The organism is Streptomyces roseofulvus (assembly GCF_039534915.1).
Taxonomy (GTDB): domain Bacteria; phylum Actinomycetota; class Actinomycetes; order Streptomycetales; family Streptomycetaceae; genus Streptomyces; species Streptomyces roseofulvus.
Genome location: NZ_BAAAWE010000001.1, coordinates 7,945,894 through 7,966,956, shown reverse-complemented (window position 1 = coordinate 7,966,956; position 21,063 = coordinate 7,945,894). Strand labels below are relative to the sequence as shown.

The following is a 21,063-nucleotide window of genomic DNA, read 5'->3' as shown; positions in this document are numbered from 1 at the left end:
ACCCCCGTGGCGGCGGGGCCCGCGCGTCGTTGAGTGTCGCTCAACGGTCCTGTTGCGATCGTGCCTTGATGGTCTGCGCGGCCGGGCGGTTCAGTGGTCGGGACGCCGTCCCGACCACTGACAGGGGAACAAGGAACCATGAGGATGCGGGCGATCGGCCAGGAGGGCTTCGGCGGTCCCGAGGTCTTGAGGATCGTCGAGGTGGAGCGGCCCGAGGCCGGGCCCGCCGAGGTGCTCGTGCGGATCGCGGCCGCCGGGGTCAACCCGACCGACGCGTGGCACCGTTCCAGCGGCGGGCTGTCCGGTGGTGACCGTCCCGTCCGGTTGGGCTGGGACGTGTCGGGCGTGGTGGAGGCCGTCGGGCCGGGCGTCACGACCCTCGCGCCCGGTGACGAGGTGTTCGGCATGCCGCGCCATCCGCGGCCCGCCGGGTGCTACGCCGAGTACGTCACCTCACCGGCGCGGCATCTGGCGCGGAAGCCGTCCGGGCTCACCCATGTCCAGGCGGCCGCCTTGCCCCTGGCCGGCCTCACCGCGTGGCAGGCGCTGGTCGACACGGCCGACGTCCGGCCCGGGCAGCGGGTGCTGATCCACGCGGCGGCGGGCGGAGTCGGGCACCTGGCCGTGCAGATCGCCAAGGCGCGGGGCGCCCATGTCATCGGCACCGCCCGATCGGCCAACCACGCCTTCGTCCGCGGCCTGGGCGCCGACGAGGTCATCGACTACACCGAGACCGACTTCACCGACGCGGCCCGCGAGATCGACGTCGTCGTCGACACGGTCGGCGGGGCGTACGGGCCGCGCTCGCTGAAGACCCTGCGCCCCGGAGGCATCGTCGTGTCGCTCGCGTCCCCCGCCGAAGCGTCGCTCGCCGACGCGGCGCGGCCCCTCGGGCTGCGCAGCCAGTTCATGATCGTCGAAGCCCACGGGGAAGGACTGCGGCAGCTCGCCTCGCTGGTCGAGGCCGGCTCGCTGCGCCCCGAGGTCTCGGCCTCCCTGCCGCTGGAACAGGCCGCCGAGGCCCACGACTTGATTCAGCGCGGCGGCACCCGTGGCAAGGTCGTCCTGACCGTGGAACACGGCTGATGGCCACCTTCGTCCTGGTCCCCGGCGCCTGGCACGGCGCCTGGACCTTCCAGCCGCTGGCCCGAGGACTTCGCGCGCACGGCCACGCGGCGCACGCTCTCACCCTGACCGGCGTCGGCGAGCGCAAGCACCTGCTCACCGGCACCGTCAATCTGGACACCCACCTGCAGGACGTGCTGAGCCTGCTGGAGGACGCTCAGATCACCGACGCCGTCCTGGACACAGCTACGGGGGCATGGTCATCACCGGAGTCGCCGACCGGGTCCCCGAACGGGTGAGCGGTCTGGTGTACGTCGACGCCGTCGTGCCCCAGGACGGCGACTCGTGCTGGTCCCTGGTCACGGAGCGGGAGCGCGCGTGGTACCTCGACGGCGCGGGCCGGACCGGCTACTCCAGTGCTCCCCTGCCCTTCTTCGACGGGCGGGCCACGCCCCACCCTCTGGCGTCCCTGCTCCAGGCCGTCCGCCTGCGGGGCGACCTGTCGGCGATCGACCGCAAGGACTACGTGTACGCGACCGGGTGGCCCACGCCCTCCCCGTTCGAGCCCGTGTACCGGCGCCTGCTGGCCGACTCCTCCTGGCGGGTCCACGCGGTGCACTCGGGGCACAACGTCATGCGTGACGCTCCCGAGGAGCTCCTCACCATCCTCGTCGGGAGCACGGGTTGACTCAGGGGGTGCGGTCGTCCGCATGGGCGTCGGTGGCGGCCTGGACGAACGCGCGCAGCCGCGTGCTGGTGTTGCTCTCCAGCCACACCGGGCCCCACTGGACAGGGGCGGCGTCGTTCAACGCCACGTAGGCGACGTCGGGGCGCGGGTAGAACCGTCGGGCGTGCTCGCCGACGGGGAAGACGCCCTCGCCCGCGGCGACCAGGGCCAGGACCTCGGGAAAGGTGGCGGCCGTCGGACCGGGTGGCACGGGCCTGCCCGCGGGGGTGCGGGGCGGCGTGCGTTCGTGGCGCAGCTCTCGGGGCAGGTCGGGCGGCAGCTGGATCACGGGCTGCTCGGCGAGGACCTCGATCGACACCGACGCGTGCGCCGCCCACGCCGATCCGGCCGGCACGGCCAGGACCCGGGCCTCGGACAGCAGGACCGGCCCGGTGATCGCCCGGGGGACGGGGAAGGCCGTGATGAGGACGTCCAGCTCACCGCCGTGCAGCCGCGTCATCGCGTCCTGGATCTGGCACTCGTGGAGGGTCACCCGGCAGTCGGGGTGGCGCTTGCCGAACAGTTCGAGCGCCTTGAGGAGGAGCTGGCCGGCCGCCGCGCCCAGGAATCCGGCCCGCAGCAGGCCGGTGGTGCCGCGTGCGCGGTCGGCCGCCCTGCGGACCGCCTCGTCCATGCCCTGGGCCAGCGGGGCGAGGTCCGTCGCCAGGTCGCGGCCGAGCGGGGTGAGCACGACCTGGCGGCTGGTGCGTTCGAACAGCGGGGCGCCGATGCGCCGTTCCAGCTTCTTGATCGTCTGGCTGATCCGGCCGGTCGTCAGGCCGAGCCTCTCGGCGACCCGTCCGAAGTGCAGGTCCTCGGCCAGAGCCAGGAAGGCCTCCACCTCCGCGCGTTCCCACAGCACTTCCGCTCCCCCGGCCGTCGCGTGCCGCTGAACCTCCCTGCTCCGAGCGCGCCGTGACGACCGGCGCCGCAGGGTGGTCGCGTGGGCGCCACGCTATCCCGACCCGCTGAGACAGCGGAACCGTGCCCCCCCCACCCTCCCCAGAGGGGGTGAAGGTGGGCGCCGAGCCTCGGGGCCGGGAAGCACGGCGCGCGGTCGGCCATCCTTGCCCGAGCCGCGGGATCTCCTCCTCCCACGGCCCGGGTGGTTGCCCCCCCCTACCCGAGCTGCGGGATCTCCTCCTTCCACGGCCTGAGCTTCTCCGGGTTGAGTACGGCCCAGATCCGCCGGATCCGGCCGTCCACGATGTCGAAGGCGTACACCGACACCACGGCGCCGTCCAGGTGGGCGGCGAGCCCGGGCTGCCCGTTGACCGTGCACTCTTGGACGGCGAGGCGGCCCGGGAGGGTCCGGTCGGCGAAGAAGCGGGCGATCCGCTCAGCGCCCTCGATCGGATGGAGCAGCGCCGTGACGAGTCCGCCGCCGTCTCCGACGGCGGTGGCGTCGGGGTCGAGCAGGCCGATGAGGGCGCCGATATCCTGGGCCTGCCACGCCAGCTTGAACTCACGTACGACTTCGGCCTGTTGGGCCTTCGATGACACGGGAGTCCGCGAGGCGTCGATACGACGCCGGGCCGAGGAGGCGAGCTGGCGGCAGGCCGCCGGGGTGCGGCCGACGATGTCGGCCACTTCGCCGAAGGGGTACCGGAAGACGTCGTGGAGGACGAACGCCACGCGTTCCGCCGGCGTCATCGATTCGAGCACGACGAGGAAGGCCATGCCGACCGACTCGTCGAGCGTCACGCGGTCGGCCGGGTCGGCCGTGCCGTCGTCCGCCGCCCCGGCCGGCCACTCGGCGTGCGCCGGCAGCGGCTCGGGCACCCACTCCCCCACGTACTGCTCCCGCCGCGTCCGGGCCGAGCGCAGCACGTCGAGGCAGATGCGGCCGGCGACCTTGGTCAGCCATCCCCCGGGGGACGTCACCGCGTCCCGTTGCCGCGGGGGCATCGCGTACCAGCGGGCGTACGTCTCCTGCACGACGTCCTCGGCCTCGGCCAGGGAGCCCAGCATCCGGTACGCGAGGTTGATCAGGCGGCGGCGCTCGGCGGCGAGGCCGCTCACCGCCGCGTCCGGTCGGCTGTCCTGCGGCGCGGTCGAACGGTGCGTCATGGTCCTGGGGCTCCTCGGTCGGATCGTCCTTCGCGGGTATGACGCGGCAGCTTCCCGGAATGTGACGCGGCGGCCCACCTCACATTCCGCCGGGCCGTCTCGTCGTACCCGGTGAAGGAACACGACGGAAGCAGACGGAGGGAGAACGGCATGCGGCCCGTGAACGTCGCAGTCATCTACTACAGCACCAGCGGCAACGTGCACGCCCTGGCGGAGGCCGCCGTCGAGGGCGCGCGGAAGGCCGGGGCGCAGGTCCGGCTCCGCAAGGTGGCCGAGACCGCCCCGCCCGAGGTCATCGACGCCCATCCGGCCTGGGCGCGTCACCAGCGGGAGACCGCCGAGGTCACCGAGGCCGGACACGGCGACCTGGAGTGGGCGGACGCGGTGCTCTTCGGCACCCCGACCCGATTCGGCAACCCGGCCGCCCAGTTGCGGCAGTTCATCGACAGCACCGGGCCCCTGTGGTTCGCGGGCAAGCTCGCGGACAAGGTGTACTCGTCGTTCACCGCCTCCAACAGCGCCCACGGAGGGCAGGAATCGACCCTCCTGGCCCTCGGCAACACCTTCTACCACTGGGGCGGCGTCATCGTGCCGCCCGGCTACACCGACCCGATCCAGTTCATGTCGGGGAATCCCTACGGCACTTCGGCCGTGGTCGGAGACGCGAGGCCGGGCGAGGTGAGCCTGGAGGCGGCTCGCCACCAGGCCCGCCGGGTCGTCGAGGTCGCCGCCGCGCTCAAGGCCGGCCGCGCCGCCTGATTCCCCGCCCCCCCCGAACCCAAGCCCAAGCCCAAGCCCAAGCCCAGCCCACCTCCGCACCTTCACCGAGGGAGTACGCGATGACCACCACCCACGAGTCCGAGATCCGGGCGCTGCTCGCGAGCCGCGCCGACGCCCAGCAGGCCAAGGACATCGACCGCCTCATGTCGTTCTACGCCGCCGACGCCGTCTACTACGACGTCGTCCCGCCCCTGCGGTTCACCGGTACCGACGAGATCCGGCGGAACTTCCTGCGCTGGTTCGACGGTTACGTCGGCCGGATCAGCCTGGAGACGCACGACCTCACGCTCGTGACCGGCGAGGACACCGCGTTCGCGCACATGCTGCACCGCGACTCGGGCGAGCGGAGGGGTGGGCTCCAGGCCTCGATCTGGGTCCGGGAGAGCGTCTGCCTGCACCGGTCGAACGGAACCTGGTCGATCACCCACGAGCACATCTCGATCCCCGTCGACCCGGCCACCATGACGGTCTGGCTCCCGTCCGACAAGGACCAGCTCGCCTGACTTCTTTCCCAATCAGCCATCTTTCACCTGAGGAGCACGGATGACGACCACCAAGAGGAAGAGGTTCACCGCGGCGGCGCTCGCCGCGGTCGCGGTCGGCCTGTGGGGGGTCGAGGGCGCGGGGGCCGAGACCCCCAAGAAGCCCGAGATCATCGAGGTCGCGGTCCGCAACGACCAGTACACCGCCGTCGACCTCGGCCCCGCGGGGCCGAGCCTGGGCGACATGGACGTGTACTCCGGGACCGCCGTCGAGGACGGCCGGAGCATCGGACGCGGCGGCGGACAGTGCCAGGTGATTCACCTTGACGGCGAGAAGACGACCTCGCAGTGCCTGATCACCATGGAGGTCGAACAGGGTTCCCTGACGCTGCAGTCGGTGTGGACGAAGGGAACGGCGTCCCTCGACATGGCCATCACCGGCGGTACGGGCGTCTACCGCAACGCGCGGGGCATCGCCCGTTTCTGGGACATCGCGACACCGGACGAGCGGGTCCGGCTCGAGATCCTGCGCTGAGAACGGTCGGCGAGGCCGTGCGAGCGGCTCTCGCCGGATCGTGACTCACCGCGCCCCGCGGGAGGGCGAGTGGCCCTCCCGCGGGGCCGGCTCACGGAGCGGTCAGCGTGGCGAGGACCTGCTCCGCGACGCCCGCGTCGCCGAGCAGGTCGTTGTGGCCCATGTCGGCCACCTGCACGTTGCGCGCTCCCGACAGGGCGGTACTGCTGGTGGGGAGGATCTGGCCGTCGCCGGCGGACCAGAACGTGGTGTAGCGGACGTCGCCCGGCGTCTCGTCGCCCTCGTTCAGGCGGGACACCACGTACGAGCCGGGCGTCATGTCCCGGCAGCCCTGGTCCCACAGGGCGCAGGCCCACGCGAGGCTGGTGCCGTGGTTGGGGCCGGCGAGCGAGACCCAGTTGCGGACCTTGGCCGCGCCGCCGTACTTCACGTACCAGCGCGTCGGCAGCGAGCCCAGGCTGTGCGCCACGAGGTCCACCTGGTCGGCCCCCGTGCGCCGCAGCACGTCGTCGACGTAGGCGGCGAGCCGGCCGGCCAGCACCTCGTTGGTCGACTGCGACGAGTCGTAGCTCCACGCGAAGATCCGGTCGGCAGGCGTCCCGGCGGCGGTCAGGCGCTGCGTCAGCGACCCCCAGACGCCGGGGCCGGCGTTGCGGCCGTGGACGAACACGACCGGCCGGGGCACGCCCGCCGAGGCGTCACGGGACGCGGCCTGCGCGGTGGCGGGGAGGGCGCCCGTACCGGCGAGAAGCACTCCGGCGAGGAGCAGGGTGACACTGCGGCGCATGGATGGACCTCCAATGAGGGGGGTGGGACGGGGCGCGGGTCTCCCCCTTATCTGACGCACCGACAGTTCACTCAAACCCCTTCCCCGCCCACCACCTGCGGCACTCCGTGCGCCGCTCGCAGATGATCCCGGAGGAGGAGACCGGCGGCACCGCCGTGAAGGCGGCGACGCCGGAGGGTCTCCTCGCCGTGCTCCGCGGCCCGACGGCGTCCGGCACCTGGCTGACCGCGGCCAACGGCCGCTGTCCGGCCGTGGTCGTCGGCCACGTCGCCGCCGAACACCTCGGCATCGACCGGCTGGGCCGGCAGGTCTGGATCGACGACCGGTACATCACCGTCGTCGGCATCCTCGACCCGCTCCCGCTCGCCCCTGAGATCGAGCGCTCGGCCCTCGTCGGCTGGGAGAGCGCCCAGCGGCTCCTCGGCTTCGACGGCCACCCCACGGCGGTGTACGAGCGGTCCACGGACACCTCCGTCCCCGCCAGGTCCAGCGGCTTCTCGCCCCGACGATCGCCCCGCGGAACCCGCAGAACGTCGCGGTGAGCGACCCGTCCGAGGCGCTGAAGGCGAAGACGGCGACCGAGGGGGCCTTCTCCACGCCGCTCCTGGGGCTCGGCGGGATCGCCCTGCTCGTGGGCGGTGTCGGCGTCGCCAACACAGTGATCATCTCGGTCCTCGAACGCCGCCACGAGATCGGCCTCCGCCGCTCGCTCGGGGCGACGCGCGGCCAGATCCGGATCCAGTTCGTCACGGAGTCCCTGATGCTGTCCGGCCTCGGAGGTGTCGCCGGAGTGGCACTGGGCGCGGCGGCGACGGGTGCGTACGCGGCCATCGGTGGGTTGCCCTGGGTGGTCCCGCCGTGGGCGGCGGGTGCGGGCTTGGCCGCGACCCTGGCGATGGGTACGGTCGCCGGCCTCTATCCGGCGGTCCGGGCCTCCCGCCCGTCGCCGACCTCGGCCCTGGCGGCGGGCTGGCCGACATCGTGCCGTGGGTCCGCCACCTGCTGCTCGACGGCCGGCGGGCCAACGGCCGGACGCTCTTTCTCAACGGCGGCCGCACCACCCGCTGATCGCCGCGGCACCCACCTCCTGCGTCACCGTCCGGCCGTCGCCGCACCCTCTCCTCACGAGGCGCACGCCGGCCGTACCCCCTTTCCCTTCGGCGTGTGCGAGCGGCCCAAACTGCCCGCGGGCCGGGGAGGACTCACGGTGTCTCGGACGCGTCCCGGATCCAGGTGCGCCAGACGTGCCGGGTGTTCGGCACCTCGGGTTGATCGAGAAGCCGGAGGACGTAGCCGGCGTGCAGTCGGGCCCATGGGTTGTCGGAGGCCGCGGCCCCGTCGAGCCTGCGGCGGAGGTCCTCGCCGTCGACCGCTCGCGCGACGCGCACGTACTCGCGGTCCTTGCAGCGGTGGGCCCGATGGACGACGACCTCGACAAGGTCGACGAGTTTCGCCCGCGTCGGCGGATCGTGGTCGACTGCGGCGACGTGACGGATGAGCGACTGCTTCGTGCCCCATTCCTTCGCATGCCGTGTCCACTCGCGGGGAAACCGAGCCTCCCATTCCAGAAAGAGCAGCGCATAGGGAAGCCTCGGCCCGAGGGCGTCCCCGCCGACCCACAGCGCTTCGGGCAGGGAACGGTCGCACATGTCCCTGTACACCTCGCGCGCCCGCCCGAAGGCCGGCTCCCTGTACTGCTCTTCCGGCCCGAGGGGGCTGGTGAGGTGCCACAGTTCGTTCATGCGGTCACAAGCCGCCCGCACGTTCTTCCTGGCCCCGTCCAGATGCGCCAGGGCAGCCGTTCGCTCCCCGGGGTCGTCGGATACGAGGCCGAAGGCCCAGCCCAACCGGGCGCGCCAGCCCGCGGCACCGTCGTCCCGCGCCGCCGGCCCCACTCCCGCCTCCATGCCCTCAGCCATGCCGGAGATCATCTCCCAGACCCCCCCAACACACCCGAGGATTCCGAGAAGACGGCGATGACCCGCGGCGACGCCCTGCAGCGGCTGGTCTGGACGCCCTGATCGCCGGCGTCGACAGCCCCTCCCTGGCCTTGCTGGCCGGGCTCCTGCGCAGCGAGGAACCCGAGGCCCCGCACCTCTTCGACCAGGTGCTCGACGAATTGGGGCTGCTCCTCCACCCGCCCTCGGACCCGCGCGCCGTGAAATGGGCGTTGGCCTACTGGATCGCCGGTCAGATCTCCGACGGGTCACTGGATGCCGCCGTCGGCGCTCACCGCATCCACGCCGACATCGCCGATGACCTCGGCCACCCCAGGGAACTCGAACCCCTCGTCCGGTGCGCGCGGGACCTCGCCTCGTGGGAGGAGAGCTGGGGAGTCTCCGTCGAGGAACTCAAGAGGGCAGCGGTCGAGGCCGCACAGCGGTTCCTCAGTACTCGGCCTCGTTGATGTCGAAAATCCGCCAGAGGCCGGTGCCCTTTCCTGCTGGACTGGAAGTCACCTTCCCCCCTGTGATGCCCCGTTCAGGACAGGACTCATGTCTGCAGCCACCACTTCCTCCCTTTCCTCCACCTCCGTACCGCCGGACCGCTCTCCCCTGCTTTCCTGGCTGGCTGTCCTTTCGGTGACGGCGGGGATCTTCTCCATCGTCACCACGGAAATTCTCCCCATCGGGCTGCTCACGTCGATCGGATCGAGTTTCACCGTCTCCGACGGAATGGCCGGCCTCATGATGACCATGCCCGGATTCCTGGCCGCGATCTCCGCCCCTCTGGTCACCGTGGCCACAGGGCGTGTCGACCGACGGATCATGCTGGGCGCGTTCCTCCTCCTGCTGGCGCTGGCCAACTTCCTGGCCGCCGTCGCGTCGGGCTATGGGACCGTCCTGATCTCCCGCGTCATGGTGGGGGTCACCATCGGCGGGTTCTGGTCCATCGGAGCCGGACTCGCCGGCCAGTTGGTGCCTGCCGCGTCTGTGGGCCGCGCGACCGCGGTGATCTTCTCCGCGGTCCCGCTCGGCTCCGTCCTCGGGGTACCGCTGGGCACGTTCATCGGGGACATCGCGGGCTGGCGGACGGCTTTCCTCGCCGTGGGCGGCTTCACGCTGGCCGTCCTCGCCCTGCTGCTCGCGGTCGTCCCGCCGCTCCCCTCCCACCGGTCGACACGGCTCGACCTCCTCGGCGGCATGCTCCGGAACGTCCACACCCGCTTCGCCCTGGTGACCACCTTCCTCATCGTGCTCGCTCACTTCGGCACGTACACGTACGTCGCTCCCTTCCTGGAGCAGGTGACCCACGTGGGTTCGGGCCTCCTCACGGTCTCTCTGCTCATCTACGGGGCGGCCGGCATCGCCGGCAACTTCGTCGGAGGATCCTGGGTGGGACGCCATCCGCGGGCCACCTTCGCCGCGGTCGGCGCGTCGATCGCCGGTGCGACCCTGCTCCTGCCCGTTCTCGGCGGTTCGAAGGTGGGGGCGCTGGCGCTGCTGATCGTCTGGGGTGCTGCCTACGGGGCCGTCCCGGTCTGCTCGCAGACGTGGTTCGCCAAGGCCGCGCCCGGCGCCCCCGAGGCGTCCTCCGTCCTCTTCACCGCCTCGTTCCAGGCGACCATCTCCATCGGAGCCCTGGCCGGAGGGACCGTCCTCGATCGCTCCTCGCCGTCGACGGTCATGACGCTGGGCGGCCTTGCGGCCGTCCTGATGGTGCTCGCGACCGGGGCCCACCGGGCACGGAGGCTCGCGTGGCCCGAGGCTTCATAGCCACAACCCCATGAGGCGCAGCCGATCCCCGCGGCGCGTGGCGCACGGCCGCCGTCCTAGTCTTCCCTCATGGGGATCTACTTTCAGACCGTCGTCGACCTCGACGCGACGCAGGCGGACGCCCGGACCCTGGCAGACATCGGACGCGACTGGCTGGTCAGGGAGGGGATCGTGCGGGCCGAGCTCACCGACTGTGTGCTCGGGGCACCGTCCGGGCATGCGCCTGGTCCCTCCTGGGCCAAGGCGGTCGGCCAGGAGGACTGGGAGCCCAGCGACGGACTCGCGATCGAGACCGGCCGCAGCGTCTTCAGCTGCGGTCAGGGCGAGCCCATGTTCGCGGTGTGTCCCCACTGTGCCGGGCGGGCGGACTTCTACACCGACCGGCTGGAGGAGATCGAAGGCGCGTGGGAGCCGTTCGGTGAGGCCATCGACGCCTGGAGCGACACAGGCAGCGCGGCCGTCGCCTGCGCGCACTGCCGGCGCTCTGCCGACCTGGCCGCGTGGACCTGGTCGGATGACTACTTCGCCTTCGGGTATCTCGGTTTCGTGTTCTGGGACTGGCCCGACGTCAGTCCCGCGTTCCTCGAAGGTCTCTCCCGCGCGCTCGGGGGGCATCGCACGGTTCTCGTGCAAGGCAAACTCTGAGCAACCGTCTACTGTCGCCTCGCCGTCCTCGCCGTCCTCGCCGCGCTCCCCGCTCACCGGGCCTCACGTGGACGACGCCCCGCGTGAGCCCCGGTGCACCGGACGCGGCGGCGAAGTGACTCAGAGGCGCTGTGTGAAGGCCGTGGCGTGGTCGACGGCCCACCGGCGGAACGTTCGTGGCGGTGTGCCGAGGATGTCGGACACCGCGGTGGTCAGGTACGCGGGCCGGCCGACGGCCGCGCTCCAGGCGGCGAGCAGCATGTCGATCGCCGCGCCGGGGGCCGTGCCCTGCCACAGGCTTCGAAACGCGTCCGGTGTGATCTCCTCGAAGGCGATCCGGCGTCCCAGGGCGTCGCCGATGACGTCCAACTGCGCCGCCTGGGTCAGGGATTCGGGGCCCGTGAGGACGTAGTCGCCTCCGGCGTAGGTGTCGTCGCCGAGCGTGCGTGCCGCTACGGCCGCGATGTCGCGGTCGTCGATCGGGGCCGACTCGGCGGCGCCATGGGGCCACCGCACGACGTCGCCGGCCTGGATGGCGGGTGCCCACCAGGCCAGGGCGTTCGACGCGAACATGCCCGGCCGGAGGAGCGTCGTCCTGAGATCGGCGGCCGCCAGGAGGCGCTCGATGTCGGCGTGCAGCGCCTTGAGGGGATTGGGCTGCTGGAAGAAGGGGTGGGGCGTCTGGTGCGGGGAGGAGAGGAAGACGACCTGCCGCACGTGGGCCGCGAGTCGTTCGACGACCGCCTCGGTGGTCCGAGGCGGGGCGGTCCAGACGAGGAAGACCGCACGTGCGCCCTTCAGCGCCGGGTCGAGCGTCTCGGGCGCGGTGAGGTCGCCGGTGACGACCTCGACCTTCGGCGGGAACAGCGCCGCGGCCTCGGGACGGCGGACGAGGGCGCGGACGGGTACGCCGGCGTCGAGGAGTCGGTCGACGACGAGGCGGCCGACCCGGCCCGTCGCGCCGGTGACCAGCGCGGGAGAGGTGTCTGTCTGCTGCATGCCGGCCATGAAAACGTTACTCGGTTAAAAATGCAACCCGGTAAAAAATGTTACGGTGGGCAGATGAGCGAGCCGACGCGACTGCGGGACCGGAAGAAGGAGCGGACGCGTGACGCCATCGGCGACGCGGCCGTCGCGCTGTTCCTGGAGCGAGGCTTCGACGGGGTCTCGGTCAACGAGATCGCCGCGGCCGCCGAGGTCTCGAAACCGACCCTCTTCCGGTACTTCCCCAGCAAGGAAGACCTCGTGCTGCACCGGTTCGCGGACCACCAGGGCGAGGCCGCGCGGGTCGTACGGGACCGTGCGCCCGACGCCGGGCCGGTGACGGCGCTGCACCGGCACTTCCGGGCCGGGCTCGACCGCTTCGATCCCGTCACCGGTCTCAACGACCATCCCGAGGTGGTGGCGTTCCACCGGCTGGTGTTCGCCACGCCGAGCCTGGCCGCACGGCTCACGCAGTACCAGCTCGAGGACGAGGAGGCTCTGGCGGATGCCCTCGGCGACGGCATCCAGGCGCGCCTGCGAGCCGCGCAGGTGCTCGCCGTCCAGCGGGTGCTCGCCCGGACCAACTGGCAGAAGATCGCCGACGGCCGGACCGCCGTCGACGTCCACCCCGAGGCCGTCGCCGATGCCGATGTGGCGTTCGAGCAGTTGGGGTGAGAGCGGAGAGCCCGGGGCGTTTCAGCCGATGCGTTCCGCCAGGGCGAGGATGATGCCCGAGGGGCCGCGGAGATAGCAGAGACGGTAGACGTCCTCGTAGCGGGCCACTTGGCCGAGCAGTTCGGCGCCGTGGGAACGCAGGCGGGTGAGGGTGTCGTCGATGTCGTCGACGGCGAACATGACCCGGTGCAGGCCCAGGGTGTTCGGCGGGTGGTGCGCTCCCCCGCCGATCGCCGCGGGAGCGTGGTACTGCGCGAGCTCCAGCTTGCCGTGGCCGTCCGGCGTCCGCATCATCGCGATCTCGCTCCGGACGCCGTCGAGTCCGACCGCCTGATCCGCGAAGAGTCCTTCGATCCGCATCCTCCCTTCGACTTCCATCCCCAGCTCGGAGAAGAAGGCGATGGCGGCGTCCAGGTCCTCGACGACGATGCCGACGTTGTCCATGCGCTGAAGCGTCATGACGGTTCTCCCTCTGGCGAGCGCGGTCTTCGAGAGCACTGGTATACCGAGGACGCGGCCGCCTGCTCGCGCTCGACACTCCAGGCGACCCCCGCGCCGACCCCCACGCCGACCCCCTCAGGAGGCCCCTCGATGCCCCGCTCCTCCGGCCCCTCCGCAGCCCCCTCCCCTTCCACCCGCCCGGTCCGGCCGGCCGTCCCGGCCGATGCCGGCGAGATCGCCAGGCTGCGTTCCGCGTACGTCCTGTCCCAGCCTCTGGGGGAGGCATGGCTCGACGTCTGCCGTGAGCACCTGGCCGGGAGGCTCGGGCCGGCCGGGGATGCCCGCGCCTTCGTCGTCGACGCGCCTGGCGGCGGGCTCGCCGCCTGCGCTCTCGCACTGACCCATCGGGTCCTGCCGGGTCCCGGCTATCCCCGCGGGCTGGCCGCCCGCGTCCACGCCGTCGCCACCGAACCCGCCTACCGGCGCCGCGGGTACGCTCGGGCGGTCGTGTCCGCGCTGGTGGAGCACCTGTGGCAGGACGGCGTCACGCTGTTCGAACTCCACGCCAGCGAGGAAGCGGCGCCGTTGTACGAGGAGTTCGGCTTCGCGAGCGATGCGGGTCTCATGCGGATGATCCGGCAGGCCCCTGACGTGTCGTACGAGTAGGGCCCACGGGACCGGTCCCGGGCTCAGCCGCGTCCGTGCGCGTGCGCGCCGGCCGCCGCGCCGGACCTGGAGTCGGCGCTCAGGGCCCTCGCCCGTGGCACCCGGTCGGGGAACGAGAGCGAGTCCCACGTGCACGAGGCGATCCACAAGGCGCTGCCGTCGCACGAGGACGGCGAGCCCCTGTGGGAGCGTGCGACCGCCGACTACCGCGCCGCCCTCCGCACCGCCGCGCACCACCTGCACGCCCTCGCACCTGCGGACCGCCCGGAGGAGGAGACGGCGGACCTCCTGTGGTTCTGGTTCGGCCCCGGCGGCTGGCGCACCCTGGTCGTTGAGAACGGCTGGCCCTGGGACCGCGCCGAATCCTTCCTCCTCCACACCGCACTGGCCACCCTGGGCACGCCGTGGCGCGCCCCCGAAACGGCGCCCGGGCCCCGTCATGCGGGCGGCATCAGATCGCTCTCACTGACGGTGTACGAGAGCGGCGGGTAGGTGAAGTCCGTCTCGTCGTTCTCGCGTCGCCGCAGGCGATAGAACGCGCGCGCCTGCTCGTCGTCCGCCAGTGTCAGGCGCACGCCCTGCGGGAGGGAGACGTGTCCGTCCACGAACCGGACCGTGGTCTTCGACGTGCGGAAGGTGACGCCCAGCCAGGGGTTGTCGGGCTCCCGCGCGGCGGCGGGCGGGTCCCACACGATTCGGTGCCGGAACCGCCGGTTCGCTTCGACGGAGAAGGCGACGACGCTGTGGTGGGTCAGTGAGATCTCGTACCGCTCGTCGGCGGAGCCCTTCGGCTCGAAGATCAGCTTCCGCTGCGGGCTCGCTTCGGGATGCCGGTAGCAGGAGTACACGGCGATGAACGAGTCCTCGGCCAGGTCCAGGGCCTGGTCGGAGTGGCCTCCCATCCTCTTGTAGGCGTTCGTGTAGCACTCCATCAGGGCGTTGTTGAAGGAGACAGGGATCGCCGCCCGCTCCTGGACGCGTGCCGCCAGTCGCTCGTGCAGCGGCTGGAAGCGCTGTGCCGGTCCGGCGTAGCGCGTGGTGGTACGGACGAGGGGCACACCGCCGGATGCGTCGATCCTGCTCAGCACGGCGCCCGTCCGGCCCTTGCCCAGGTCTTCCAGGTGCGCCGACGCCATCAGTTCGGTGAAGGGGTCCCCCTCCCCGTCGGCCGGCAGCGTGCACGCGATGATCTCGTCCGGGACCTCAGACGCGGGGGGCACGGTAGTCTCCCGTGTTCATGCTGAAGAGGAAGGCGTCGCCGTAGTCGATGAAGGACGAGGTCCTGTTCTCCTCCGCGTAGAGCCTGCGGAGCTCGTCCATGCCGGCCGGTGTGGGCGGTTCCAGCTTCACCAGGTCTCCGGCCAGCTTGAGGAAGGTCTGGCCGTCCTTGTGCACGGCTTCGGTGCGCGAACAGCGCACGACGTATCCCAGCCGGGTGGGGATCGACTCGGCGTCCAACGCCGAGGGGCGGATCTCGTGGGTGTACAGGCGGTTGGTGGACAGCGGCATGAAGAAGACGGAGCCGGGGTGGAGCGTCACGGTGAACTGCTCGGGGAGCCGGGTCCCGTCGAGTGCTCCGGTGCGGTCCTTGCGGCGGAAGTGGAGTCTGGTCAGTCCGCTGACGCCCCTCACGCCGTAGTCGAAGGGGTCGTCCGCCAGCGGCTGTAGCTTGTCGAGGCCGTCGTAGAACGTGCAGAAGGCCATGATGCCGTTGGCCGGCATGTCCTTCGTCTTGTCGGCGTGAGCCGAGATCCTGGCCTTGGACTGCTTCCGCTCCGGCGTGGCGAGGGTGTTGTGGTAGATCTGGGCGAGGACGTGGTTGAGCGGCGCCTGGTCGCGGAAGACGGCGGCGGCCTCGCGGTTGAGCTCCTCGACGATGCGCGTGTCCGTCGGGCCGAAGCCTTCGGTCGGGCCCGAGAGGTTCGTGGAGCACCGCAGCAGGCGGAAGTGCAGCTCGTCGCCGTCCTCTTCGACGGGGGTCAGGTAGATGCCGCTGCGGTGGGCCGTCCCCGGCTTGGTGGACTCGGTCAGGGACTGGAACGTGTGCTCCGCGCTGATCCGTCCGAAGTGATCGGTGCCGCTCCCGAAGAAGCGGGGGTAGTACACGCCGACGCCGTGGACGCGGACCGGGACTCGGCCGAGCCCGACGACGGGCCAAGGGGCGCCCTCGTCCCCGCGACGACCGTGCGCGCGTTCATCGACCACGAACACCCTTGCGGCGGAGTCCAGTCGACGTCCCTCGTAGTCGGCGATGTCGCCGCACAGGTAGACCGTCTTCCGCGCGAGGTCGAGCGTGCCGGAGGCCAGTTCCTCCGGCGTGATCACCGTCCCGAAGAAGTCCCTCACCGCGGCGGTCCCGTGCAGCGCCGCAGGGGCGACCAGGATGCTGTCCGCGTCCTCGATGCGGGCTTCCGTCGATTCCGCTCCGTGCCTCACGCGCTGCCCGCCCCTTGCGGTCGTGGTGGATGGCCAGTAGTGCCGACAGGCCAACGGCCCGCCCCCAGAGGGGACGGACCGGTTGACCTCGATGTTCTCACGCGGCGCGACGACCGGGCAACGAATTCCGCGGCCGCACGGCCACACCCGGCTGCCCCGCCCCGCGGACCGACCGGCCGACGGTCAGACGCGCTGTCGCTCGTGTGGAGCAGGAGGGGGAACGCCCGCGCGTCAGGCCCGGATCGCGGTGTACGCCGCGAGCCAGCCCGCCGCGATCCGGTCGCCGCGGCTGAAGACGGCCGCGCCGCGGCGGCCGGCCGACGGGTCGGCCGGGGCGGCGGCCGGCAGCGGGAGCGTGGTCTCCTCGCCGTCGGAGGTGTACGGGGTGGTGGTGGCGCCGTTCCACAGGTGGATCACGGCTCCGGCCGGTGCCCAGGCCCGGACCGCGTCCGTCTGGACGTCGAGCCGGGTGCCGGTGGCGCGCTCGGCCAGCAGGGACCGGTAGCGGTCCGGGGACAGGGCGCAGTCCCCGGGCGGTGTGGTGCCGGGCCAGTCGGGCGCGTCGATGCCGCGCGCCCGCGCCGCCTGCCACAGGCGGGGGACGAGCTGGGGCGCGAGCGGCGCCGTGGCCATCCGCTCGCACATCCAGAGCAGCCGCCCGGCCCCGCGCCCCGGCCCCAGGGCGCGCCAGCGGACGCGCAGCGCCAGGTCGCCGGCGACGACGGCGATCCAGGGGTGGACGGTGCCGAGCGGGCCCTGGGCGCCGAGCCAGGCCAGGTAGCGCTGGGCCTCCTCCAGGATGCCGGCCATGGAGTCGACGGGGATGCCGAGGACGTAGGCGGGCCGGCCGCGGAAGAGGGCCGGGCGGGTCGCGGCGAGCAGCAGGACGGCCCGGGCCAGGTCGCCGGCCTGCGGCTGCTCCTCGTCGTCGTCCGGCGCCGGCTCCTTCACCGGCCCGATCCCCCAGGGGTCGTCCGGCTCGTCGCCCGTCCGCTCGGCCTCGCGCAGGACGCGGCGCAGGGCCGCCTTCGCCCGCTCTGTGAACGGAGCCTGCGCGAGGGCGGGCAGGCAGGTGCTGAGCAGGGCCGCGAGCACCTGCTCGGCGGCGAGCGGGTCCTCGGGGACGGGGGCGTGCCGCAGCGCCGTCGCGAGGTCGTCGGCGAGCGTGGCGTCGACCATGAAGCGGCTGGTGAGCCGGCCGAGCGGACTGGGTTCGAGCCGGTCCGCGCCCGCGCCGTTGCGGAGGCATCCCACGTCCGCGAGGAACCGGGCGGCTTCGTGCAGCGGCTCGACGCTGTCGTGGCCCTGGTGCGCGGCGAAGGTGCCGGCCCACCACCGCTCCGCCTCGTCGAGGTTCGCGAGCCGTTCCTGCACGGCCTCCGCGAGGAGGTGGTCGGGCAGGGACTCGTCGAGGCGCGACCGCACGGTGTACCCGGCGGCCAGCCGGGCCTGCCAGTGCGCCCGTTCCGACGGGTCGGTGAGCAGGAACGCCCAGCCCTCGCGCTCGCCGGCGCCGATGCGCCCGGCGCGCCCGAACATCTGCTGGACCATCGACACCTCGACGCGGTCCAGGCCGAGGGTGGTGTCGCGGACGATCACCGCGCGGGCGGGGAGGTTGACGCCGGCCGCGACCGTGGAGGTGGCGACCAGGATCTCCGCCTCCCGGGCGCGGAACGCCTGCTCGGCCTCCCGCTTGTACGGCCAGTCCCGGTAGTGGAGCCGTACGCCGGCCTTGGTGCAGAGCCGTTCCACCTGTTCGGCGTCGTCGGCGTCGACGCCGGTGGTGGGCACGCCGCGGTCGGCGGCCAGCGCGAGCGCCGTGGCGCGGACCCCGCGCTTGCTGCCGCAGAAGACCAGGACGCTGCCGCCGTCCTCGGTGACCTGCCGGGCGATGCGGACGGCGGCCTCGGTGCGGACGGCGACCCGGGCCGCCCAGTCCGTCTCGTCGACCGGGGGCAGGTGGGGCAGTTGCCAGGTGAGCCGGGTGGGCCGCCAGGTGGTGCGGACGAGCCGGGCGCCCAGCCAGTCCGCGACCTCGTCGGCGTTGGCGACCGTCGCGGACAGGCCGACGATACGGGTGGCCGTGGCGTCCTCCCGTACGCGGGCGAGCAGCGCCTCCAGGACGGCGCCGCGCCCCGGGTCGCCGAGCAGGTGGATCTCGTCGACCACGAGGCAGCCGACCTCGGCGAGCGCGTCCCGCAGCGAGCCGGCGCGGCAGATCGCCTCGAACTTCTCGGTGGTGGCCACCCAGACGTCTGCCGTCCGGATCAGCTCGGTGTCCACGGCGGCCTCACCGGACAGGCGCACCACGCGGAGTCCGTGGCGCCGCCACAGCCGGAGTTCGCGGTCGAGTTCGTCGGTGAGCGAGCGCTGCGGCACCAGCCAGGCCGCCTTGCGTCCGCGGGCGTGCGCCGCGAGCGCCGCGACCATGCCGATGGGGGTCTTCCCCGCGCCCGTCGGCGCGACGACGACCAGGTGCCCGGTCTCCTCCAGCACCGCGGGCACGGCGGCGGCCTGCACCGGGTTGAACGTCGGGTGCGGGAGCAGCCCCGCCCACGCGGCCGGCACCAGTTCGCCGACGGGCACGTACGCGTTCCCGTCGGCGTCCGCGTCGGGGAGGTCCTCCAGCGCGTCCCACTGGGCGGCGAAGGCGTCCCGGGCCGCGACGGCCCACGGTCCGGCGGCGGGCGCCGCGCCGTCCGGACCGGACGCGACCAGTTCCGTACGGCCGCCGGTGTCGCCGACCGTGCCGACCTGTCCGGCCTCCTCCCAGTAGCGGCTCACCCGGTACGGGACGCCCCGCTCCTCCAGCCACGCGCGCAACGCCTCGTACCCCGGTGCGTCGGGGAGGATCACCCGCGCGTCGTCGGCGGCGGCGAGCGCGGCCTCGGCCGGGCGCCACGCGGGGTCGGCGGTCGTGCACCAGAGCAGGGCGCGCCGCTCGGTCCCGTCGGGTACGACCAGGTCCTCGGGCCACGCCGGTCCCCGCTCGGCGCGCTGCCCCGGGAGCCGGACGCGCGCGGTCACGGTCGCGGCGGGCCGCCGCCGGTCCGGCCGGGGCTCGCGCGGTGCGGGCGCGGGCGCCGGGGCGCTCCCGCGCGAGGCGGCGCCGGTCAACTCGTCGTACCGCCGCGCCCCGAGGTCCGCGAGGGTGAAGGCGGTGGCGCAGGCGGGACAGACGAGCGCCGTGTACCGGTAGGTCCGACCCTGCGACTCGTACGGCCTGCGCAGGGCGTGCAGGGTGCCGTCGCAGCCGGGACACCGGCGCTTGACCGTCTCCCCGTAGCTCCACCCCGGCTCGGCGAATCGCGCGGGCAGCTCTCCGCCCAGCGTGATCTCCCACCGGTCCCGGGCCAGGTCGGCGACGGTTCCCTGCTCGACGGTCTCGTCACTGCGCATGGCACGACTGTCTCAGACCATGATCATGATGCGCTCGCGAATCCCGCGTCTGCCCCGGGACAGGGTGTGGCGGCGACGACCGCGACGAACCGAAGCCCGTTCAGGAGGTCGCGGGTGGGGCGGGACCCCTGTCGATCCGCGTTCCGGTCGGGGAAGGCGTCTCAGGAGGTGGCGGAGAGCAGGTCCACCACGAAGACGAGCGTCGAGTGCGCGGGGATCGACGACGACGGAGACTGCTTGCCGTAGCCGAGCCGCGGCGGCACCACGATCTCGCGCCGGCCGCCCACCTTCATCCCCCGGATCCCCCGGTCGAAGCCCTTGACGGCCCGGCCCCCGCCGAGGGCGAACTTGAACGGCTCGTCCCGGTCCCAGGAGGCGTCGAACTCCTTCCCGGACGCGAAGGTGACCCCGACGTAGTGGACCCGGACGACCATGCCGGGCTTCGCCTCGACGCCGTCCCCGACGACCAGGTCCCGGACGGTCAGCTCGGTCGGAGCCTCCCCCGCCGGTACGTCGACCTCGGGCTTCGTCGGTTCGCTCATCGTGCCTCGTCACTCTCCGCGGGACGCCCGCACGCGGACCGCCCGGGCCCATGGACGCTCCATGCGGCGGACTCCCACGCTACCGAGCGCCCGGCTCCCGCGGCACATCGGAGTCCTCGCGCGGGGCCGGCAGGACGGGGCCGGTGAGCCCCGCCGCCGCGACGCCGGGACGCTCCTCCGCGGCGGGCGGACGGCGGACGGTGATCCCGGCGTCGGTGAGGATGCCGAGATCCAGCTCCCACACGAGCCGCGAGCGGCGCCGCCACGTCGCGAACGCGGCGTCGACGTGGCCGCGCGCCGTCGGCCCGTCCATCCCCGTGACCCGGGACAGGTGGGCGAAGGCCTGCGCCTCCAGGCCGCGCACCTGCGCGTACCCGAAGTGGGTGACGGTGTGGCAGTCCGTGCAGAGGCAGATCAGCCGCCGCAGCCGCTGGACACGGGCCGGCTCGTCGTACACCCACCGCTCGTGTGCCTCCAGCCACCTCCGGGCCTGCCGGTCCTCGCCGGCGCCGCACGCCTCGCAGCGCCTTCCGGCCCGCCGGGTGATCATCCGGCGGAGCCGTTCCCAGTCGCCGGGGGACACGCAGGACCGGACGTTGGTGAACCAGCAGCTGGACGGCACCAGATCGACGAACAGGCCGTCGCCGAGCGTGCGGTCCTCGCCGGGCAGCAGCTCCGGTACGTCCGGGGCCGCGGCCCACGGCTCCAGCGCGGCGATGCCCGCGCGGGGTGCGTACCAGCGCTTGGCGGCCGGATCCCAGCGCGCCCCCGCCGCCTTCGCGCGGTCCTTCTCCGCGTACGAGACGTCCAGCCAGATCCGCTCGGCCACCGCCGCTCCCCTCCCCGTCCTGCGCGGCGCCACGGGGCCACCCCGCGGCACGGGGCGACGCTACAGGCCGCTCCGCTTCTCCGTCCCCGTCCCTGATCAGCGAGGGCCCGGGCGCTGCCCCCGCTCCGCACGTCGGCGCTCGCGGAGCCCGCAACCACACCTACCACAGGGGCAGTTGAGGCCCGCGACGAGACCGTCCCCTCGCCCCCTCCCAGGTCTGGTAGGAAACCTGACCATCGGCTAGCATCCCCGCAGCGGCTCGGCGCGGCGGACTCCTGTGGAGG

The 21,063-nt window shown here is 72.9% G+C and carries 24 protein-coding genes and 1 pseudogene; 13 read left to right on the top strand and 12 right to left on the bottom strand.

What is annotated here, in order from left to right:
* Window positions 1-144: 144 nt before the first annotated feature.
* Genes ABFY03_RS36760 through ABFY03_RS36750 form a run of 3 tightly spaced genes read left to right on the top strand, consistent with a single transcriptional unit; the run spans window position 145 to window position 1,753 of the window.
* Window positions 145-1,086, top strand: coding sequence for an NADP-dependent oxidoreductase (locus ABFY03_RS36760; protein WP_346172367.1), 942 nt, complete (start codon window positions 145-147; stop codon window positions 1,084-1,086).
* Window positions 1,086-1,364 (top strand): alpha/beta fold hydrolase, encoded by a 279-nt coding sequence (locus ABFY03_RS36755; RefSeq protein ID WP_346172082.1) that lies wholly within the window; start codon window positions 1,086-1,088, stop codon window positions 1,362-1,364. Before ABFY03_RS36760 ends, ABFY03_RS36755 begins: the two co-directional genes overlap by 1 nt.
* Window positions 1,322-1,753 carry an alpha/beta fold hydrolase gene (locus tag ABFY03_RS36750; RefSeq protein ID WP_346172081.1) on the top strand — a complete coding sequence of 144 codons (432 nt, stop codon included), beginning with the start codon at window positions 1,322-1,324 and terminating at the stop codon, window positions 1,751-1,753. Before ABFY03_RS36755 ends, ABFY03_RS36750 begins: the two co-directional genes overlap by 43 nt.
* Before the next feature lies 1 nt (window position 1,754).
* Here ABFY03_RS36750 and ABFY03_RS36745 read toward each other — a convergent pair whose 3' ends face one another.
* Both ABFY03_RS36745 and sigJ read right to left on the bottom strand, forming a co-directional pair.
* Entirely contained in the window at window positions 1,755-2,654 is a 900-nt protein-coding gene (locus tag ABFY03_RS36745; RefSeq protein ID WP_346172080.1) for a LysR family transcriptional regulator, read from the bottom strand.
* Between the two features lie 257 nt (window positions 2,655-2,911).
* Complete coding sequence (sigJ, locus tag ABFY03_RS36740; protein ID WP_346172079.1) at window positions 2,912-3,862, bottom strand: RNA polymerase sigma factor SigJ; 951 nt, start codon at window positions 3,860-3,862, stop codon at window positions 2,912-2,914.
* A gap of 150 nt (window positions 3,863-4,012) precedes the next feature.
* Here sigJ and wrbA point away from each other — a divergent pair, with 150 nt between their 5' ends.
* The 3 genes from wrbA (at window position 4,013) to ABFY03_RS36725 (ending at window position 5,659) form a co-directional block, all read left to right on the top strand.
* Window positions 4,013-4,621, top strand: coding sequence for an NAD(P)H:quinone oxidoreductase (gene wrbA, locus ABFY03_RS36735; RefSeq protein ID WP_346172078.1), 609 nt, complete (start codon window positions 4,013-4,015; stop codon window positions 4,619-4,621).
* Window positions 4,622-4,701: 80 nt separating this feature from the next.
* On the top strand, window positions 4,702-5,145 hold the full coding sequence (locus ABFY03_RS36730; protein ID WP_346172077.1) for a YybH family protein: 444 nt from the start codon (window positions 4,702-4,704) through the stop codon (window positions 5,143-5,145).
* Between the two features lie 40 nt (window positions 5,146-5,185).
* Complete coding sequence (locus ABFY03_RS36725; protein ID WP_346172076.1) at window positions 5,186-5,659, top strand: allene oxide cyclase barrel-like domain-containing protein; 474 nt, start codon at window positions 5,186-5,188, stop codon at window positions 5,657-5,659.
* 91 nt (window positions 5,660-5,750) lie between these two features.
* On the opposite strand, the gene ABFY03_RS36720 is transcribed toward ABFY03_RS36725, so the two are convergent.
* Complete coding sequence (locus ABFY03_RS36720) at window positions 5,751-6,446, bottom strand: esterase/lipase family protein (protein WP_319012849.1); 696 nt, start codon at window positions 6,444-6,446, stop codon at window positions 5,751-5,753.
* Window positions 6,447-6,541: 95 nt separating this feature from the next.
* Here ABFY03_RS36720 and ABFY03_RS36715 point away from each other — a divergent pair.
* Window positions 6,542-7,413 (top strand): annotated as a pseudogene (locus tag ABFY03_RS36715) (ABC transporter permease); the annotation flags it as partial.
* A gap of 235 nt (window positions 7,414-7,648) precedes the next feature.
* Here ABFY03_RS36715 and ABFY03_RS36710 read toward each other — a convergent pair.
* A complete protein-coding gene (locus ABFY03_RS36710) occupies window positions 7,649-8,365 on the bottom strand; it encodes a hypothetical protein (RefSeq protein WP_346172075.1) in 717 nt (238 codons plus the stop codon).
* A gap of 131 nt (window positions 8,366-8,496) precedes the next feature.
* Here ABFY03_RS36710 and ABFY03_RS36705 point away from each other — a divergent pair, with 131 nt between their 5' ends.
* Window positions 8,497-8,853: a hypothetical protein gene (locus ABFY03_RS36705; RefSeq protein ID WP_346172074.1), complete on the top strand. Its 357-nt coding sequence runs from the start codon at window positions 8,497-8,499 to the stop codon at window positions 8,851-8,853.
* 48 nt (window positions 8,854-8,901) lie between these two features.
* Here ABFY03_RS36705 and ABFY03_RS36700 read toward each other — a convergent pair whose 3' ends face one another.
* Window positions 8,902-9,144 carry a hypothetical protein gene (locus ABFY03_RS36700; RefSeq protein WP_319012907.1) on the bottom strand — a complete coding sequence of 81 codons (243 nt, stop codon included), beginning with the start codon at window positions 9,142-9,144 and terminating at the stop codon, window positions 8,902-8,904.
* On the opposite strand from ABFY03_RS36700, the gene ABFY03_RS36695 reads away from it, so the two are divergent.
* The gene (locus tag ABFY03_RS36695) at window positions 9,029-10,162 is read left to right on the top strand and encodes an MFS transporter (protein ID WP_346172366.1); all 1,134 of its coding nucleotides are present in this window, start codon (window positions 9,029-9,031) and stop codon (window positions 10,160-10,162) included. The genes ABFY03_RS36700 and ABFY03_RS36695 overlap by 116 nt on opposite strands.
* Before the next feature lie 69 nt (window positions 10,163-10,231).
* Window positions 10,232-10,807, top strand: a complete 576-nt coding sequence (locus tag ABFY03_RS36690) for a hypothetical protein (RefSeq protein ID WP_319012846.1) — start codon at window positions 10,232-10,234, stop codon at window positions 10,805-10,807.
* 120 nt (window positions 10,808-10,927) lie between these two features.
* Here ABFY03_RS36690 and ABFY03_RS36685 read toward each other — a convergent pair whose 3' ends face one another.
* Complete coding sequence (locus tag ABFY03_RS36685) at window positions 10,928-11,806, bottom strand: SDR family oxidoreductase (protein WP_346172073.1); 879 nt, start codon at window positions 11,804-11,806, stop codon at window positions 10,928-10,930.
* 63 nt (window positions 11,807-11,869) lie between these two features.
* On the opposite strand from ABFY03_RS36685, the gene ABFY03_RS36680 reads away from it, so the two are divergent.
* Window positions 11,870-12,466: a TetR/AcrR family transcriptional regulator gene (locus ABFY03_RS36680; RefSeq protein ID WP_346172072.1), complete on the top strand. Its 597-nt coding sequence runs from the start codon at window positions 11,870-11,872 to the stop codon at window positions 12,464-12,466.
* Between the two features lie 21 nt (window positions 12,467-12,487).
* Here the strand turns inward: ABFY03_RS36680 and ABFY03_RS36675 are convergent, their stop codons facing one another.
* On the bottom strand, window positions 12,488-12,925 hold the full coding sequence (locus tag ABFY03_RS36675) for a VOC family protein (RefSeq protein WP_319012843.1): 438 nt from the start codon (window positions 12,923-12,925) through the stop codon (window positions 12,488-12,490).
* 132 nt (window positions 12,926-13,057) lie between these two features.
* On the opposite strand from ABFY03_RS36675, the gene ABFY03_RS36670 reads away from it, so the two are divergent.
* Both ABFY03_RS36670 and ABFY03_RS36665 read left to right on the top strand, forming a co-directional pair.
* Window positions 13,058-13,573, top strand: coding sequence for a GNAT family N-acetyltransferase (locus tag ABFY03_RS36670; protein ID WP_346172071.1), 516 nt, complete (start codon window positions 13,058-13,060; stop codon window positions 13,571-13,573).
* Between the two features lie 129 nt (window positions 13,574-13,702).
* Complete coding sequence (locus tag ABFY03_RS36665) at window positions 13,703-14,065, top strand: hypothetical protein (protein WP_346172070.1); 363 nt, start codon at window positions 13,703-13,705, stop codon at window positions 14,063-14,065.
* Here the strand turns inward: ABFY03_RS36665 and ABFY03_RS36660 are convergent.
* The 5 genes from ABFY03_RS36660 to ABFY03_RS36640 all read right to left on the bottom strand — a co-directional run bounded on the left by ABFY03_RS36660 (window position 14,011) and on the right by ABFY03_RS36640 (window position 20,779).
* Window positions 14,011-14,793, bottom strand: coding sequence for an alpha-ketoglutarate-dependent dioxygenase AlkB (locus ABFY03_RS36660; RefSeq protein WP_319012840.1), 783 nt, complete (start codon window positions 14,791-14,793; stop codon window positions 14,011-14,013). The genes ABFY03_RS36665 and ABFY03_RS36660 overlap by 55 nt on opposite strands.
* Window positions 14,777-16,009, bottom strand: a complete 1,233-nt coding sequence (locus ABFY03_RS36655; RefSeq protein WP_346172069.1) for a hypothetical protein — start codon at window positions 16,007-16,009, stop codon at window positions 14,777-14,779. Before ABFY03_RS36655 ends, ABFY03_RS36660 begins: the two co-directional genes overlap by 17 nt.
* Before the next feature lie 231 nt (window positions 16,010-16,240).
* Entirely contained in the window at window positions 16,241-19,408 is a 3,168-nt protein-coding gene (locus ABFY03_RS36650; protein WP_346172068.1) for a DEAD/DEAH box helicase, read from the bottom strand.
* A 161-nt stretch (window positions 19,409-19,569) separates the two neighbouring features.
* On the bottom strand, window positions 19,570-19,950 hold the full coding sequence (locus ABFY03_RS36645) for an FKBP-type peptidyl-prolyl cis-trans isomerase (RefSeq protein WP_319012837.1): 381 nt from the start codon (window positions 19,948-19,950) through the stop codon (window positions 19,570-19,572).
* Window positions 19,951-20,029: 79 nt separating this feature from the next.
* The gene (locus ABFY03_RS36640; protein ID WP_346172067.1) at window positions 20,030-20,779 is read right to left on the bottom strand and encodes a DUF5710 domain-containing protein; all 750 of its coding nucleotides are present in this window, start codon (window positions 20,777-20,779) and stop codon (window positions 20,030-20,032) included.
* Window positions 20,780-21,063: the final 284 nt, after the last annotated feature.